Origin of the sequence: Nonomuraea sp. NPDC048881, assembly GCF_040649795.1 — a bacterium.
Taxonomy (GTDB): domain Bacteria; phylum Actinomycetota; class Actinomycetes; order Streptosporangiales; family Streptosporangiaceae; genus Nonomuraea.
In genome coordinates, this window is sequence record NZ_JBEZGC010000001.1 from 1113032 (window position 1) to 1129719 (window position 16688).

Sequence of the window (16688 nt, forward strand, 5' to 3'; positions counted from 1 at the left end):
ACACCACCAAGCTCTCCTTCCGCCCCGCCTCAGGCAAGGGCGGACCGGCGTGAAAGGCCACTGGAGCCTCGACGACCGGCTGGAGCGGTCGTTGCGCGAGGTCCCCTTCGAGGTGCCCGCCGGGTCGGAGTCCGTCACCGTGCGGCTCGACTACGACCGGTCGCAGGGCGTGCTCGACCTCGGCTGCGGCTCGCCCGGCGGCTTCCGCGGCTGGTCGGGAGGGGCGCGCTCGGAGTTCACGATCGCCCGCGACTGGGCCACCCCCGGCTACCTGCCCGGCGTCCCCGAGCCCGGCACCTGGCACGTGTGGCTCGGGCTCCACCGCGTGCCGCCGCAGGGCCTCGACTTCACCCTGGAGATCTCGGCCGCCCGCACGGCCCCGCCGGAGCCGGTCACCTCCGAGCCGCCGCCCGGCGAGCGGCCGCCGCGCCGGGACGTGCCCGACGTCGGCGGGCTGCGCTGGTTCGCCGGCGACTTCCACGCGCACACCGTCCACAGCGACGGCGCGCTCACCGTGGCCGAGCTGGCCGAGCTGGCCCGCGGCCGGGGCCTGGACTTCCTGGCGGTCACCGACCACAACACCGTCAGCCACCACCCCTGGCTGCGCGCGACCGACCGCGGCGTCACGCTCATCCCCGGCCAGGAGGTCACCACCGACCGCGGCCACGCCAACGTGTTCGGCGAGGTCGGCTGGGTGGACTTCCGGCGGCCCGCGGGCTCCTGGACCGAGCACGCCGGGCGCGCCGGCGGCCTGATCTCGATCAACCACCCGCTGGGCGGCGACTGCGCCTGGCTGCTGCCGGTCGGTGAACGCCCGAGGGTGGCCGAGGTGTGGAGCTCCGGGTGGTGGGACCGCCGCTGGGGCGCGCCGCTGGCCTGGGCCGACGCCTGGCGCGACGACGTGGTGGCGATCGGCGGCAGCGACTTCCACCGGCACGGCAGCGACGGCCTGCCGGGCGCGCCGACCACGTGGGTGCTGGCCGAGGAGCCGGGCGCGGTGCTCGACGGCGTGCGCGCCGGGCGCACCGCGGTCTCGGCGGGGCCGGACGCGCCGCTGCTGCTCCGGCTGGGCGACGAGCTGCTCGCGCTCGACGCCGACGGCCTGGTGCTGGTCCGCCCCGGCGGCGCCCGCCAGGTCGTGCGCGGCGAGCGGGCGCTGCTTCCCGCGGCCGAGGGACGCCACCGCCTGGAGACCTACGAGAACGAGGTGATCGCCCTATGCGAGTGAGGAGAGTCGCGAACGCGCCGGTGAGCTTCGGCGTGTTCGAGCTCAGCGACGCGCCGCCGCCCCTGGGCCCCGACGAGATGGTCCGCGCGCTGGCCGAGGCCGGTTACGCGGGCATCGACTCCGGGCCCATCGGCTACCTCGGCACCGGCGCCGACCTGGCCGCCCGGCTGTCGGCGCACGGCCTGCTGCTCGCCGGCGGCTGGGTCGACCTGCGTTACGGCGACGCCGAGGCGTACCGGCGGGGGCTGCCCGCGCTGGAGGCCGCGCTCGACGTGTTCGCCGCCGCGCCGCAGGTGCCCGCCCTCCTCGCGCCCCGGCCCACGCTGGCCTGCTCGGGCTCGCCCGAGAGGTTCGCCAGGCCCGGCGGCAGCGTCCCCGGGCTGCCCGCCGCCGACTGGCCCGGGTACGCCGCCCGCGTCCAGGAGGCCGCCGACCGCTGCCGCGAACGCGGCCTGGAACCCGCCTTCCACCACCACCTCGGCACCTACGTCGAGACCCCCGACGACGTCGAGCGCCTCCTGGAGCTGACCGACGTCCAGCTCTGCCTGGACACCGGTCACCTGCTGCTGGCCGGCGGGGACCCGGTCGCGGCGCTGCGCGCGTGGGCCGGCCGCGTCGGGCACGTGCACGTCAAGGACGGCGACACCAGGATCCTGGCCGCCGCCCTGGACGACGGCGCCGACCTGCGCGAGCTGATGGCCAGGGGCGGCTTCACCCGCCTGGGCGACGGCGAGCTCGACCTGCCCGCGGTCGTGGCGGCGCTCGACGCCATCGGCTACGAGGGCTGGATCGTGGTCGAGCAGGACACGATGCCGGGCCGCCGCCCGGTCGGGCGGAACATCGCCGACCAGGCCGCCAACCGCGAGCGGCTGAGGGAGCTGGGCCTGTGAGGATCGCGCTGGTCGGGTGCGGGGCCGTCACCCAGGCGGTCTACGTGCCGCTGCTGTCCAGGCGGCGGGACCTGTTCGAGGTGAGCGCCGTCTGCGACCTGTCGCGCACGCTGGCCGACGTCGTCGGCGACCGGCTGGGCGCGCCCCGGCGCTACACCTCCCTGGCGAAGATGCTGGCCGACGGCGGTTTCGAGGCCGTGGTGGTGCTGGCCTCGGGCTCCCACGGCGAGACCGTGCGCCGGGCGCTGGCCGCCGGGTACGCCGTGCTGTGCGAGAAGCCGCTCGCGCTGACCAGGGCGGAGGTGGCCGCGCTGCCCGAGGGGCGGCTGATGGTCGGCTACATGAAGCAGTACGACCCGGCCGTGCGGCGGGCCGTCGCGCTGCTGGAGGAGCTGGGCGGCCCGGCGGCCGTCCGGTCGGTCGAGGTGACCGTGCTGCATCCCAGCGGGGAGTCGCAGCTCGCGTTCGCGAATCTGGCGCGGTCCGGCGACGTCGATCCCGGCGTGCTCGGCTCGTTGCGCGAGGCCGAGGACGCGCTCGTCTCCCGGGCGCTGGGCCAGGCCGCCCCGGAGTCGCTGCGCAACGTGTACGCGGTCTCCCTGGGCTCGATCTGCCACGACCTGTCGCTGCTGCGGCGCTTCACCGGAGCGCCGCGGGAGATCACGTACGTGGACAGCTGGGGGCCGGCGCCCGGTTCCGTGGAGATCTCCGGGCCGCTGCCCGTGGCGGGCCGGTTCCACATCCGCTGGCACTACCTGGACGGCTACCCCGCCTACCGCGAGACCGTCGCGATCCACCACGACGGGGGCACGCTGGAGCTGGTCTTCCCCACGCCCTACCTGATGAACGCGCCCACCACCCTCACCGTGGTCTCCGGGGCCGAGACCCGCGCCGAACACCGCCAGGTGACCGAGGCGTTCGAGGTACAACTGACGGCCTTCCATGCTTATGTGAACGATGGCAGCCCGCCGCTCACCGACGCGGCCGGCGCACTGGAGGACATCGTGACGGCTCAGCGGATCGCCGCCCGCTACGCCGTCCAGCATCGGCTGCCCATCGGAGGGGAGGCGGCGGCATGGACATAGTGGTCGTACCGCACACGCATTGGGACAGGGAGTGGTACGAGCCCTTCCAGCGCTTCAGGCTGCGGCTGGTGGACCTCCTCGACGAGGTGCTCGACACCATGGAACGCGAGCCCGCCTACCACTTCACCCTCGACGGCCAGCTCGCCTGCGTGGACGACTACCTGGAGGTGCGCCCGGAGAACCGGCACCGCGTCGCGGCGCTCGTCGAGTCCGGGCGGCTGGCGGTGGGGCCGTGGCAGATCCTGCTCGACGAGTTCCTGTGCTCGGGCGAGAACATCGTGCGCAACCTCGAACTCGGCCTGGCCGGCGCGGACGCGCTCGGCGGCGCGATGCGGGTGGGCTACCTGCCGGACATGTTCGGTCACACCGCCCAGATGCCGCAGATCCTGCGGCAGGCCGGGCTTGAGCACGCCTGCGTCTACCGCGGGGTGCCGTCGTCGGTGACGACCGACGCCTTCGCCTGGGTGGCCCCCGACGGCACCGCGATCCGCACCCAGTACCTGCCCGAGGGCGGCTACGGCAACGGCGCCCATCTGTTCTCCGACGTCAAGGGGCTGGAGGAGCGGGCGGCGGAGTTCGTCGCCGCCATGCGCGCCTGGCACGGTCCCCAGGGCGAGCTGCTGGCCATGTACGGCGCCGACCACTCGGCCCCCGTGCGCGGGTTGCCGGAGATGGTGGCGGCCGTCGGCGCCCGCATGGACACCTTGTCTGGATATATCGAGAAATTTTCGGGTGATACCGCGGGGCTGCCGCAGGTCGTCGGCGAGCTGCGCTCGCACGCCCGTGCCAACCTCCTGCCCGGCGTCATCTCCGCCCGCGTCGCCGTCAAGCAGGCCATGGGCCGGGCCGAGCGCATGGTCGAGCGCTACGCCGAGCCCCTGGCCACGCTCTGGGGCGGCCCGTGGCCCGGCCGGTTCCTCGACATGGCCTGGCGGCGGCTGGTGGAGGCCGGCGGCCATGACTCGGTCACCGGCTGCGGCGTGGACGAGACCGCCCAGCAGGTCGCCGCCCGCATCGCCGAGGCCGAGCAGCTCGGGCAGGCCGTCCGCGACATGGTGACCACGCGGCTGGCGGCGGCGGTGCCGGCCGACGGCGTGCTCGTCGTCAACCCGACGCCGGCCGTGCGCAGCGGCGTGGTGATCGCCGACGTGGCCGGCGGCAGCGGGCCCCTGGTGGATCCCTCCGGCGCGCCGGTGCCCACCCAGCCCCTGGACTGCGCGCCCGTGCTGCTGCTGGACGAGCGCATCGACCCCCTCACCGTGCTCGGCTTCGTGCACGGCACCGAGCTGTACGGCCAGCACATCATCGACTGGCAGGTGTTCGACGACATCCTCCTCATCACCGTGGGCAGGGAGCCGCGCGGGCCGTTCGACCAGGCCGAGCTGCGCCGCGCGCTCGACGGCGTGACCTGGGTCCGGGTCGAGGCCGAGCCCCGGTCCACGGTCGCCGCCTTCGTCGAGGTGCCCGCGCTCGGCCACACGAGCCTGCGCCCCGGCCCGCCCGAGCCCACGTACCCCGCTCCGCGGGCGGAGGTCCGCAACAACGGCCACCACCAGGACTGCTGGCTCTCCTCCGACACAGGCGTCCTGCCCATCAAGGCCAGCTCCACGGTGCTGGACAACGGGCTGCTGCGGGTCGAGATCGAGCCCGACGGCACCCTCGGCCTGTTCGGCGAGGACGGCCGGACGATCACCGGCGTGGGCCGCATCGAGGACGGCGGCGACTCCGGCGACACCTACAACCACGCGCCCCCCGCCGACGACCTGGTCGTGTCCGAGCCCATCTCGATCGACACGGAGATCATCGAAGGCGGCCCGCTCGTCGCCGCCGCGGAGATCACCCGGGTCTACCTGTGGCCGGCGGCGGGCGAGCCCGTCCCGAACACGCCGGAGCTGCCGCCGCCCGCGCGTACCGGCGCGACCGAGGACGTCGTGGTCACCATGCGGGTCGAGCTGCGGGCGGGCGAGCCGTTCGTCCGGCTGCGGGTGTCGTTCGACAACCGGTGCGCGGACCACCGGGTGCGGTTCCACGTGCCGCTGCCGAGGCGGGCCGACCATTCGCTGGCCGAGGGGCAGTTCGCGATCGTGCGGCGGGAGCTCGAAGCCGAGGGCGGCTGTGGCGAGACCCCGCTGCCCACCTTCCCCGCCTCCGGCTGGGTGGCCGCCGGCGGCGTCGCCGCGCTGCTGGAGCACGTCACCGAGTACGAGCTGCTGGACGACGGGTACGAGCTGGCGCTCACGCTGCTGCGCTCGGTCGGCTACCTGTCGCGCAACCACAACAGGCTGCGCCCCGAGCCCGCCGGTCCGCAACTGCCCACCCCCGCCGCGCAGTCACGCGGGCCGCACACCGTGTCGCTGGCGCTGATGCCGTACCTGGACTGGCGGGACGTGCCGCCGCAGGCGGAGCTGTACCGGCACGAGCTGCTGGTGGTGCCGGGCAGCGGCGATCGGGAGCTGACCCAGCCGCCGGCGGCGCACGGGTTGTCGGTGTCCGGTCAGGGCGTGACGATGAGCTCGCTGCGCCGCCGCGACGACTGGCAGGAGCTGCGCCTGGTGGCGCTCACCGCGTCCGGCACCGAGGCCGTGGTGCGGGGCGCCTTCACCCGGGCCCGGCGGGCCGGCCTGACCGGCGGCCCCGGCGAGCCGCTGGAGACGGCGGACGGCACGCTCAGGCTGCCGCTGAGGCCGTGGGAGATCGCCACCGTCCAGCTCCGCTGACCCCGCAGCCCTAGCAGAGGCCGAGCTGGCGGGCCGCGCGCACGGCCAGCCAGACCTCCGCGAACGCCGCGCTGGACGACAGGTCGCGCCCGCTCAGCGCGGCGAACCGGCGCAGCCGGTAGGCCAGCGTGTTGGGGTGGACGTGCAGCGCCGCCGCCGCGTCCTCGACGTGGCGGTTGCGCTCCATCCACGTGCGCACCGACAGCAGCAGCCGCGAGTCGTGGGCCTCGTCGTAGGCCAGCACCTCGCCCAGCACGTGGCCGACCAGGGCCGACAGCGTCGAGGGGTCGTCGGGCAGCCAGCGGCCGGTGGTGTCGTCGCCGTAGTGGACCAGCGCCTTGCCCGACTCGGCGGCGTGCGCGGCCGCCCACACGGCCTCGCGCTGGGCGACCCGCAACGACTCGCCCGGCGGGAACGGCCGGCTCACGCCCGCGCTGACCCCGGGCACGGCGGCCACCGCCGGCCCCAGCTCGGGCGGCCCCAGCAGGTAGTGGTCGTCGCCGCGGCGCAACAGCAGGTGCGGCAGCTCGCCCACCGCCCGGCGCAGCGCGTCGTCGGGCGCGTGCCGCACGACGAGCAGCACCGACCCGGTCTCCAGGGGCAGGCCCATCCTGGCCAGCCGGCGCCGGGCCGCGGGCGGGTCGAGCACGTCCTGGAGCAGCTCGGCCAGCGTCTCGGCGCCCTCTCTGCGCAGGGTCTCGCGCTCGTGCCTGGCCATGGCGACCTGGAGGGCGGCCACGGTGGCGATGTGCTGGACCACGGCCAGCCCGGCGGGCCGCGCGCCCTCCCGCTCGAAGGCCACCAGGAACCCGGCGGGGCCGCCGGGCGCCGGCACCGGCAGCGCGAAGCCGCCCGGGATCGTGGGCGGCGCGTCGGGCTCGGCGGGCAGGACGTCGAGCGAGGGCACCGGCACGCCGGGCAGCAGCGGCCGGCCCTGCGGGGTGCACAGGTAGACGTCGTAGCCGGACAGCCGTTCCAGGCGTTTGAACAGGGTGACGGTGTCGAGGTCTTCGGCGGCCAGCCAGCGCAGCGCGCCGAACACCTGGAGCTGGGCGCCCAGCCGGTGGCTGGCGTCCTCCTGCAGCGCCGCCGCCACCTCCTGCGAGACGGCGATGAACGGCACCGCGAGCGGCACCTCCAGCACCGGCATGCCGCGCTCCTCGGCGGCCTCGAAGAACGCCCGGTGCAGCGGCGGGACGTGCAACTGGGCCGACAGGGCGAGCGCCGAGACCCCCGCGTCGTCGAGCCGTTCGAGGTAGGCGCGCTGCCGGGCGGCCGAGCGCGGCAGGCCGAGACCGGTCGTCATGATGACCTCGGCGCCGAGCAGCCAGGGCGTCGGGTCGGCCAGCTCGCTGACGTGCGCCCACGAGACCGAGCGGGACAGCCCGGCCTCGCCGGCGAGCACGCGGAGCTGGAGAGCGGGGGAGCGGAGAAGGTCTTCGACCGTCAGCTTGTGGTCAGCCACAACACACACCGTATTACTTTGTGGGAGTAACAATTGCCGCAGGTCAGAAGCGTGACGAACACTGACGAACATGCACATCGGTCCCGTCGACTCCTCTCGGGTCCCGCGTTTCGCCGGGCCCGCCACCTTCGCCCGGCTGCCCCGGCTCGACCAGGTCGAGCGGGCGGACGTGGCCGTCGTGGGCGTGCCCTTCGACGCGGGCGTGTCCTACCGTCCGGGCGCCCGGTTCGGCCCCGCCGCCGTACGGGAGGCCAGCCGGTTGCTGCGGCCCTACCATCCGGGGCTGGACGTCTCGCCGTTCGAGCGCGTCCAGGTCGCCGACGCCGGTGACATCGCGGCGAACCCGTTCGACATCGGCGAGGCCGTCGAGACCATCGAGGCCGCGGCCGACGAGCTGGACGCCCGGCTGGTCACCATCGGCGGCGACCACACGATCGCGCTGCCGCTGCTGCGCTCGGCGGCCAGGAAGCACGGCCCCGTGGCGCTGCTGCACTTCGACGCGCACCTCGACACCTGGGACACCTACTTCGGCGCCGAGTACACCCACGGCACCCCCTTCCGCCGGGCGGTCGAGGAGGGCATCCTCGACACCGAGGCGCTCAGCCACGTCGGCATCCGGGGCCCGCTGTACGGCAAGAAGGACCTGGAGGACGACCGGCGGCTCGGCTTCGGCATCCTGACCGCCGCCGACGTGCTCCGCCGCGGCCTGGACGAGGTCATCGACGTGCTTCGGCAGCGCGTCGGCGACCGCCCGCTCTACGTCTCCGTCGACATCGACGTGCTCGACCCCGCCCACGCCCCCGGCACCGGCACGCCGGAGGCCGGCGGGCTCACCAGCCGGGAGCTGCTGGAGATCCTCCGCGGTCTGGCCGGCTGCCGCCTGATCGGGGCCGACGTGGTCGAGGTGGCCCCCGCCTACGACCACGCCGAGATCACCTCGGTCGCCGCCTCCCACGTGGCCTACGACCTCGTCAGCCTGCTGGCGATGCAGGAGAAGACATGAGCATCACCGAGATCGAGACCTACGGCGTCGAGCGCATCCCCGACGCCGACCGCACCGCCGGGCCGTTCGACCTGTTCCGGGTCGCCTTCGGGGGCGCGAACACGTTCGCCACCTGCGTGCTGGGCGCCTTCCCCATCCTGTTCGGCCTGTCGTTCTGGCAGGGGCTCGCGGCCACCGTGCTCGGCCTGGTGGTCGGGGCGCTGATCCTGGCCCCGCTGTCGCTGTTCGGGCCGCTCAACGGCACCAACAACGCCGTCTCCTCCTCGGCCCACCTGGGCGTGCACGGCCGGGTGGTCGGCTCGTTCCTGTCGCTGCTGACCGCCATCGCGTTCTTCTCGATCTCGGTGTGGTCGTCGGGCGACGCGCTGGTGGGCGGCGCGCACCGGCTCGTCGGCCTGCCTGACACCGACCTGTCCTACGGGGTGGCCTACGCCGTCTTCGCGCTGCTCGTCCTCGTGGTCTGCGTGTACGGCTTCCGCTTCATGCTGTTCGTCAACAAGATCGCGGTCGCGGCGGCGTCGTTGCTGTTCGTGCTCGGGCTGTTCGCCTTCGCCGGGGACTTCGACCCGTCCTACCCCGGGACGCTGGCGGCCGGCGACCCGCTGTTCTGGCCGTCGTTCATCGGCGCGGCGCTGATCGTGTTGTCGAACCCCGTGTCCTTCGGCGCCTTCCTGGGCGACTGGTCCCGCTACATCCCGGCCTCGACCCCGCGCTCCCGCGTGATGGCGGCGGCCTTCCTGTCGCAGCTCGCCACCATCCTGCCGTTCTTCTTCGGGCTGGCCACCGCCTCGATCATCGCCGCCCAGGCCGCCGAGTACGTCGACCCGGCCGCGCCCAACTACGTGGGCGGGCTGCTGGCGATCTCGCCGGCCTGGTACTTCGTCCCGGTCTGCCTGATCGCGCTGATCGGCGGCATGTCCACCGGTACCACCTCCCTGTACGGGACCGGGCTCGACTTCTCCAGCGTGTTCCCGCGCTTCTCCCGGGTGCAGGCGACCGTCTTCATCGGCACCCTGTCGATCGTGTTCATCTTCGTCGGGCGCTTCGCGGCGAACCTGACGGCCAGCATCTCCACGTTCGCCACGCTGATCATCACCTGCACCGCGCCCTGGATGGTGATCATGATGCTCGGCTACGTGACCCGCAGGGGCTGGTACGACCCCGACGCTTTGCAGGTCTTCAACCGGCGGCAGCGCGGCGGGCGGTACTGGTTCACCCACGGCTGGAACTGGCGCGGCCTCACCGCGTGGCTGCTCGCGGCCGCCGTGGCGCTGATGTTCGTGAACCTGCCGGGCCAGTTCGTCGGGCCGCTGGGCGACCTGGCCGGCGGCGTGGACGTCTCGCTGCCGCTGGGCCTCGCGGTCGCGGCCGTGCTCTACCTGACGCTGCTCGCGCTCTTCCCCGAACCGCGCGAGGTGTACGGCCCGCAGGGCCCGCGCCTGGTGCGCTCGGCCGACACGCCGATCCTGCCCATCGTGGACGCGGCAGAATCGATGGCGTGATGGAACTCGTCGACCTGTCGGTGCCCGTCGAGACCGGGATGCCGGTCTACCCGGGCGATCCCGAGGTCTCGGTCGCCCCCGCGCTCACCGTCGCCCGCGACGGCGTCAACGTGCTGGGCCTGCACCTCGGCTCGCAGTCGGGCACCCACGTCGACGCCCCCTTCCACATCGACGACGCGCTGCCGGCGCTCGGCGACCTGCCGCTGTCCCGCTTCGCCGGGCCGGCCGTGGTGGCCGACGCCCGGGGGCTCGCGCCCCGGTCGCCGATCGGGGCCGGGCTGCTCGACGGCCCGGCCTGGCCGTCCGGCGGCGACGCGCCGATCGTGCTGGTCGCGACCGGCTGGTCGGCCCACTGGGGCGGCGAGTCCTACCAGGCCCATCCCTTCCTCACCGAGGAGGCCGCCACGCTGCTGGTCGAGCGGGGCGTGCGCACGGTCGGCATCGACGCGCTGAGCGTCGATCCGACGCCGGCCGACGACTTCCCTGCCCACCGCGTCCTGTGCGGGGCGCACGCCGTGATCGCCGAGAACCTCACCGGCCTCGACCGGCTGCTGGACGCCCAGGCCAGGGGGCGGCCGATCGAGGTCTGGATGATGCCGCTGCGGCTGGACGGCGCCGACGGCGCGCCCGTGCGGGCCGTGGCGCGGATCGGTTAGCGCGTGCCCCAGGAGTACGACTGCTTGCGCAGCTTCAGGTACACGAACGACTCCGTGGCCCGGACGGCGGGGATGGCGCGGATCTTGCTGAGGATCTCCAGCAGATGCCCGTCGCCCTCGCAGACCACCTCGACGATCACATCGAAGGAGCCCGCCGTGAGCACCACGTAGTCGATCTCCTCGATGGCCGACAGCTCGTCGGCCACCGACTCCAGGTCGCCCTCGCAGTTGACCCCGATCATCGCCTGGCGGGGGAAGCCGAGGGTGAGGGGGTCGGTGACCGCGACGATCTGCATCACCCCGGCGTCCTGCAACCGCTGGACGCGCTGGCGGACCGCGGCCTCGGAGAGCCCGACGGCCTTGCCGATCGCCGCGTAGGGCATGCGCCCGTCTGACTGGAGCTGCTCGATGATCTGCTTGGAGAGATCGTCGAGCACGACGGGCCCGGAACTGGCGTTGTTTCGTCGTACGCGGGGCGGCGTCGTCATGTCAGAGGAATCCTCCTAGCGGTCCGGCGTTACGGGGGCGTTCCCGCTCGATTGCCGTCCTGGTGCGACATGTTGTCAGTTCTTGGCGGTGTGTCAAGCGAATTCGTAGCAATTTGATATCTTCACCACGAAATCCCTTGTCCAGATGCATCTGCTCTGTAAGAGTCGCGGCATCTCAGCCACCTCAACGAGGAGGTCGTGCATTGACCACCCGTCTGCAGAACTTCATCAACGGTGAGTTCGTGGACGCCCAGAGCGGCCGGTTCTCCGACATCATCGACCCTTGCACGGGCGAGGCCTACCTTCAGGCCCCGATCTCCGGCGTCGAGGACGTCGACGCGGCCTACGCCGCGGCGGCCGCCGCGTTCGAGTCGTGGGGTCGGACCACCCCCGGGGAGCGGGCGAACCTGCTGCTCAAGGTCGCCGACGCGATCGACGCCCGGGCCGACGAGATCAACGAGGCCGAGTGCCTCAACACCGGCAAGCCCCGCGCCCGCATGGCCGAGGACGAGACACCGGTAGCGGCCGACCACTTCCGCTTCTTCGCCGGCGCCGCGCGCACCCTGGAGGGGCCCACGGCCGGGGAGTTCCTCGCCGAGCACACCAGCGTCATCAGGCACGAGCCCATCGGCGTCGTCGGCCAGGTCACCCCCTGGAACTACCCGATGATGATGGCCGTGTGGAAGATCGCCCCGGCGCTGGCCGCCGGGAACACGATCGTCCTCAAGCCGTCGGACACCACCCCGGCCTCCACGCTCAAGCTGGCCGAGATCGTCGGCTCGGTGCTGCCGCCCGGCGTCTTCAACGTCGTCACCGGCGACCGCGAGACCGGCGCGCTCGTCGTGGGCCACCCGACCGCCGCCATGGTGGCGATCACCGGCTCCGTCGGCGCGGGCATGGCGGTCGCCAAGAGCGCCGCCGACGACCTCAAGCGGGTGCACCTGGAGCTCGGCGGCAAGGCGCCGGTCGTGGTCTTCGAGGACGTCAAGGACCTCGCCAAGGCCGCCGCCGACATCGCCGCCGCCGGTCTCTACAACGCCGGCCAGGACTGCACCGCGGCCTGCCGCGTGCTCGTCCAGGAGAGCGTGCACGACGAGTTCGTGGCCGCGCTGACCGAGGCCGCCGCCGCGACCGTGACCGGCGACCTGGGCAACGAGGAAGCGCTCTACGGCCCGCTCAACAACGAGAACCAGCTCGCCAGGGTCCAGGGCTTCATCGACCGGGTCCCCGGCCACGCCAAGGTGCTCACCGGCGGCAACCGCGTCGGCGACAAGGGCTATTTCTTCGCCCCGACCGTCGTGGACGGCCTGCGTCAGGACGACGAGATGGTGCAGAACGAGGTCTTCGGCCCCGTCATCACCGTCCAGACGTTCACCGACGAGGCCGACGCGCTGGCCAAGGCCAACGACGTCAAGTACGGCCTGTCCAGCTCGGTGTGGACCTCCGACCACGGCCGCGCCATGCGCATGTCGAACCGCCTCGACTTCGGCGTGGTCTGGGTCAACACGCACATCCCGTTCGTCTCGGAGATGCCGCACGGCGGCTTCAAGCACTCCGGGTACGGCAAGGACCTGTCGGTGTTCGGTCTGCACGACTACACCAGGGTCAAGCACGTCATGCACTACATCGGCGAATAAGGACGAGCCCTGGACATGACCGAGCTATCCGCGATTCAGCTTGAGGACGTCGTCAAGGAGTACCTCTCGCACGGCGAGGTCGTCCAGGCGGTCAAGGGTGTGTCGCTGGACATCGCCGAGGGGGAGTTCTTCTCCCTCCTCGGCCCGTCCGGATGCGGCAAGACCACGACCATGAGGATGATCGCCGGCTTCGAGGAGCCCACCAAGGGGCTCGTGAGGCTGCACGGCAAGGACGTCACCGACGTCCCGCCGAACAAGCGCGACGTCAACATGGTCTTCCAGTCCTACGCCCTGTTCCCGCACATGAGCGTGTGGGACAACGTGGCGTTCGGCCTGAAGCAGCGCAAGACGCCGCCGGAGGAGATCCGGCGGCGGGTCGGCGAGATGCTGGAGATCGTCGACCTGACCGGCCGGGAGAAGCGCCGGCCGCGCGAGATGTCCGGCGGCCAGCAGCAGCGCGTGGCGCTGGCCCGCGCGCTGGTCAACCGGCCGCGGGCGCTGCTGCTCGACGAGCCCCTCGGCGCGCTCGACCTCAAGCTGCGCCAGGCCATGCAGATCGAGCTCAAGCGCATCCAGCGCGAGGTCGGCATCACGTTCGTGTACGTGACGCACGACCAGAACGAGGCTCTGACCATGAGCGACAGGATCGCCGTGATGAACGACGGGCTGGTCGAGCAGCTGGCGAGCCCGCGGGAGATCTACGAACGGCCGGCCACCGCGTTCGTGGCGGGGTTCATCGGCACCTCCAACCTGATCACCGGGACGGTGACCGGCGGGGTGCTGGCGATCGGCGGCGGCCGGGTGCTGGTGCCGGGCCACGAGGGCGACGTGACGGTGACCGTCCGCCCCGAGAAGATCACGATCTGCGCGGACGAGCCGGGACCCGGGCTGAGCGCCGTCCCCGGGACCGTCACGGAGATGGTCTACCTGGGCACCTCCAACAGCTACGCGGTGCAGCTCGCCGACGGGGCCGAGATGACCGTTTTCGAGCAGAACGCGCACGACGCGACGGCGACCGCGGAGCGGGGCGACTCCGTGTGGCTGTCGTGGGAGGCGCAGCACTCTTATGTGATTGGAAGTTGATAGCACCCCATGAACCCCCGCCAGATCACCCCCGCCCTCCTGAGGGGCATGACCCAGCCCCGCACCCGCCGCGACTTCTTCCGTGTCACCGGCCTGTCCGCCGCCGGCCTCGCGCTCGCCGCCTGTGGCGTGCAGGGCCAGAAGGCCGCCCCTCCGAAGGCCGACGCCGTCCAGGACTACTGGTCCAAGCAGAGCAAGCACGGCAAGCTCGTCTTCGCCAACTGGCCCGAGTACATGCCCGAGGACCAGGCCCCGCTGAAGAAGTTCACCCAGACGACCGGGATCTCCGTGGAGTACAAGGAGGTCATCCAGGAGAACGCGGAGTTCTTCGGCAAGGCCGACCCCGTGCTCCGCGCCGGCCAGTCGCTCGGCTACGACATCATCGTGATGACCAACGGCGTGCAGCTCCAGCACATGGTCGAGCTCGGCTACATCGTGCCGCTCGACCACAGCCGGATGCCGAACTTCCTGGCCAACGCCGGTGACAAGTACAAGGAACGCGCCTACGACCCGGGCAACCAGTACACGATGCCCTACTCCTCGGGCGTGACCGGCATCGCGTACAACACCAAGTACGTCAAGGACGACATCACCAGCATCGAGGCCCTGTTCGACCCCAAGTACAAGGGCCGGGTCGGGATGATGGCCGACGCGCAGGAGATCGGCAACTTCGGGATGTTCGCGCTGGGCGTCGATCCGGAGAAGTCGACCGAGGCCGACTGGAAGAAGGCCGGGGAGAAGCTCAAGCAGCAGCGCGACGCGGGAATCGTCCGGAAATATTACGACCAGAGCTACATCGACGCGGTCTCCAAGGGCGACGTCTGGCTGACCATGGCCTGGTCGGGCGACATCTTCCAGCGGCAGCTCGCCGGCGAGCCGGTCAAGTTCGTGGTGCCGGCGGAGGGCGGCACGATCTGGACCGACAACATGCTCATCCCCAAGGGCGCGGCCAACCCCGTGGACGCGCTCACCCTCATGGACTACCTGTACCAGCCCGCGGTGGCCGCCGAACTGGATGAGTTCATCCAGTTCGTCACCCCGGTCCCGGCCGTGCAGGACCTCCTGCGCGAGAAGGCCACGACGGCCAAGGGCGAGGACAAGAAGGCCCTGGAGGACATGGTGGACAGCTCGCTCATGTTCCCCTCGGAGGCCGACTACGCCAAGCTGCGCACCTACACCACGCTGACCACCCAGCAGGAGCAGGTGTTCAACTCCATCTTCCAGTCGATCACCCAGGCATAGCCATGAAACGGCTCACCCCCTACCTGCTCGCCCTGCCGAGCTGGCTGTGGCTGGCGATCTTCCTGGTCGTGCCCATGGTGGCGATGGCGTCGGTCTCGCTCCAGACGGGCAACGCCATCGACGGCTACGCGATGACGTTCAGCTTCTCCAACTACGCCGACGCGCTCGGCAGGTACAGCGACCAGCTGCTGCGCTCGCTCCTGTACGGCGGCCTGGCCACGGTGGCCATGCTGGTGATCGGGTACCCGGTGGCGTACTGGATCGCCTTCAAGGGCGGCAGCCGCAAGTCGGTGTACCTGTTCCTGCTGCTGCTGCCGTTCTTCGTGTCGTTCGTGCTGCGGACGATCTCGTGGAACTTCCTGCTGGCCGACAACGGCATCCTGTTCGGGACGCTGAAGGGCTGGGGGCTGCTGCCGGAGGGCTTCCACGTGCTGGCCACGACCGTGGCCGTGGTGGGCGGGCTCACCTACAACTTCCTGCCGTTCATGATCCTGCCGATCTACGTGGCCCTGGAGCGGGTGGACCCGCGGGTGGTGGAGGCGGCCCAGGACCTGTACGCCACCCGCGCCGGGGCCTTCCGCCGGGTGGTGCTGCCGCTGTCGCTGCCCGGCGTCTTCGCCGGCGTGCTGATGACGTTCGTGCCCGCGACGGCCGACCCGGTCAACGCGCAGATCCTCGGCGGCACGGCCAACACCATGATCGGCAACATCATCCAGACCGAGTACCTGACCAACCTCGACTACCCGACCGCCTCGGCGCTGTCGTTCACGCTGATGGCGATCCTGCTGGTGGGCATCTTCGTCTACGCCCGCGCGCTCGGCACCGAGAACGTCCTGGAGGCGGCGGCGCGATGAGCGGTGAGCGAGCAATGAGCAGGGGCACGCGGGGCAGGTTCGGCGACCGCCTGCTGCACGTCTACACCTGGCTGATCATCCTGTGGCTGTCGTCGCCGATCGCCGTCATGATCCTGTTCGGCTTCAACGACAAGAAGAGCAAGTCGAACACGAGCTGGCAGGGCTTCACCCTCAAGTGGTACGGCGAGCTCTTCGAGATCTCCGACCTGACCACGGCGCTGCGCAACTCCATCGTGATCGCCCTGGTCAGCACCGTCATCACGGTCGTCATCGGGACGATGCTGGGCCTGGCCGTCGGCCGGCACCGCTTCCGCGGCCTCAGCGCCACGAACTTCCTGGTCTTCGCCGCCATCTCCACGCCGGAGCTGGTGATGGGGGCCTCGCTGCTGTCGCTGTTCGTCTCGGGCAACGTGCCGCGCGACGGCAACACGATCATCGTCGCGCACGTGCTGTTCTCGCTCTCCTTCGTCGTGGTGACGGTCAGGGCGCGGGTCATCACGCTCGACCCGTCGCTGGAGGAGGCGGCCAAGGACCTCGGCGCGACCGCCTGGGGCACGTTCCGGCAGGTGACGCTGCCCTCGATCATGCCGGGCGTGCTCGCGGGCGCGATGCTCTCCTTCGCGCTGTCGATCGACGACTACGTGGTGACGAGCTTCGTCAACGGCTCGACCGTCACCTTCCCCCTGTGGATCGTGGGTGCGGTGAAGACCGGCATTCCACCGCAGGTCAACGTGATGGGTACGCTCATCTTCGGGATCGGTGTGCTGATCGCCGTGGCGAACGCCGTGGCCGCCAGACGCCGCGCCTAGGATCTGCTCCAACAGGCTTTCCCCCCGCG

At 71.8% G+C, this 16688-nt stretch carries 14 protein-coding genes; 12 read left to right on the forward strand and 2 right to left on the reverse strand.

Going from position 1 to position 16688, the window contains the following annotated elements; translation table 11 throughout:
- The first annotated feature begins 49 nt into the window (after positions 1-49).
- From AB0C33_RS05280 to AB0C33_RS05295, 4 genes are read left to right on the forward strand one after another with little or no spacing between them, the layout of a single operon-like run.
- Complete coding sequence (locus tag AB0C33_RS05280; RefSeq protein WP_358283796.1) at positions 50-1228, forward strand: CehA/McbA family metallohydrolase; 1179 nt, start codon at positions 50-52, stop codon at positions 1226-1228.
- Positions 1219-2118 (forward strand): TIM barrel protein, encoded by a 900-nt coding sequence (locus AB0C33_RS05285; protein ID WP_358283798.1) that lies wholly within the window; start codon positions 1219-1221, stop codon positions 2116-2118. Before AB0C33_RS05280 ends, AB0C33_RS05285 begins: the two co-directional genes overlap by 10 nt.
- A complete protein-coding gene (locus AB0C33_RS05290) occupies positions 2115-3203 on the forward strand; it encodes a Gfo/Idh/MocA family oxidoreductase (RefSeq protein ID WP_358283800.1) in 1089 nt (362 codons plus the stop codon). Before AB0C33_RS05285 ends, AB0C33_RS05290 begins: the two co-directional genes overlap by 4 nt.
- A complete protein-coding gene (locus AB0C33_RS05295; RefSeq protein WP_358283803.1) occupies positions 3194-5920 on the forward strand; it encodes an alpha-mannosidase in 2727 nt (908 codons plus the stop codon). Before AB0C33_RS05290 ends, AB0C33_RS05295 begins: the two co-directional genes overlap by 10 nt.
- A 10-nt stretch (positions 5921-5930) precedes the next feature.
- Here AB0C33_RS05295 and AB0C33_RS05300 read toward each other — a convergent pair whose 3' ends face one another.
- Positions 5931-7385, reverse strand: coding sequence for a PucR family transcriptional regulator (locus tag AB0C33_RS05300; RefSeq protein WP_358283805.1), 1455 nt, complete (start codon positions 7383-7385; stop codon positions 5931-5933).
- A 70-nt stretch (positions 7386-7455) separates the two neighbouring features.
- Between AB0C33_RS05300 and speB the strand changes: the two genes are divergently transcribed.
- Genes speB through AB0C33_RS05315 form a run of 3 tightly spaced genes read left to right on the forward strand, consistent with a single transcriptional unit; the run spans position 7456 to position 10546 of the window.
- The gene (gene speB, locus AB0C33_RS05305) at positions 7456-8388 is read left to right on the forward strand and encodes an agmatinase (RefSeq protein WP_358283807.1); all 933 of its coding nucleotides are present in this window, start codon (positions 7456-7458) and stop codon (positions 8386-8388) included.
- Entirely contained in the window at positions 8385-9890 is a 1506-nt protein-coding gene (locus AB0C33_RS05310) for a cytosine permease (protein ID WP_358283809.1), read from the forward strand. Before speB ends, AB0C33_RS05310 begins: the two co-directional genes overlap by 4 nt.
- On the forward strand, positions 9890-10546 hold the full coding sequence (locus AB0C33_RS05315) for a cyclase family protein (protein WP_358283926.1): 657 nt from the start codon (positions 9890-9892) through the stop codon (positions 10544-10546). Before AB0C33_RS05310 ends, AB0C33_RS05315 begins: the two co-directional genes overlap by 1 nt.
- Here the strand turns inward: AB0C33_RS05315 and AB0C33_RS05320 are convergent.
- On the reverse strand, positions 10543-11034 hold the full coding sequence (locus AB0C33_RS05320; RefSeq protein ID WP_352322709.1) for an Lrp/AsnC family transcriptional regulator: 492 nt from the start codon (positions 11032-11034) through the stop codon (positions 10543-10545). The two genes, AB0C33_RS05315 and AB0C33_RS05320, sit on opposite strands and share 4 nt — an antisense overlap.
- 203 nt (positions 11035-11237) lie before the next feature.
- On the opposite strand from AB0C33_RS05320, the gene AB0C33_RS05325 reads away from it, so the two are divergent.
- The 5 genes from AB0C33_RS05325 to AB0C33_RS05345 are packed head-to-tail and all read left to right on the forward strand — an operon-like array spanning position 11238 to position 16659.
- Positions 11238-12671 carry a gamma-aminobutyraldehyde dehydrogenase gene (locus AB0C33_RS05325; RefSeq protein ID WP_358283811.1) on the forward strand — a complete coding sequence of 478 codons (1434 nt, stop codon included), beginning with the start codon at positions 11238-11240 and terminating at the stop codon, positions 12669-12671.
- 15 nt (positions 12672-12686) lie between these two features.
- On the forward strand, positions 12687-13754 hold the full coding sequence (locus AB0C33_RS05330) for an ABC transporter ATP-binding protein (RefSeq protein ID WP_358283813.1): 1068 nt from the start codon (positions 12687-12689) through the stop codon (positions 13752-13754).
- Positions 13755-13802: 48 nt separating this feature from the next.
- Positions 13803-14996, forward strand: a complete 1194-nt coding sequence (locus AB0C33_RS05335; protein ID WP_358283815.1) for a spermidine/putrescine ABC transporter substrate-binding protein — start codon at positions 13803-13805, stop codon at positions 14994-14996.
- Positions 14997-14998: 2 nt separating this feature from the next.
- Positions 14999-15850 carry an ABC transporter permease gene (locus AB0C33_RS05340; RefSeq protein WP_358283817.1) on the forward strand — a complete coding sequence of 284 codons (852 nt, stop codon included), beginning with the start codon at positions 14999-15001 and terminating at the stop codon, positions 15848-15850.
- 14 nt (positions 15851-15864) lie between these two features.
- Complete coding sequence (locus AB0C33_RS05345) at positions 15865-16659, forward strand: ABC transporter permease (RefSeq protein ID WP_358283819.1); 795 nt, start codon at positions 15865-15867, stop codon at positions 16657-16659.
- Positions 16660-16688 lie beyond the last annotated feature (29 nt).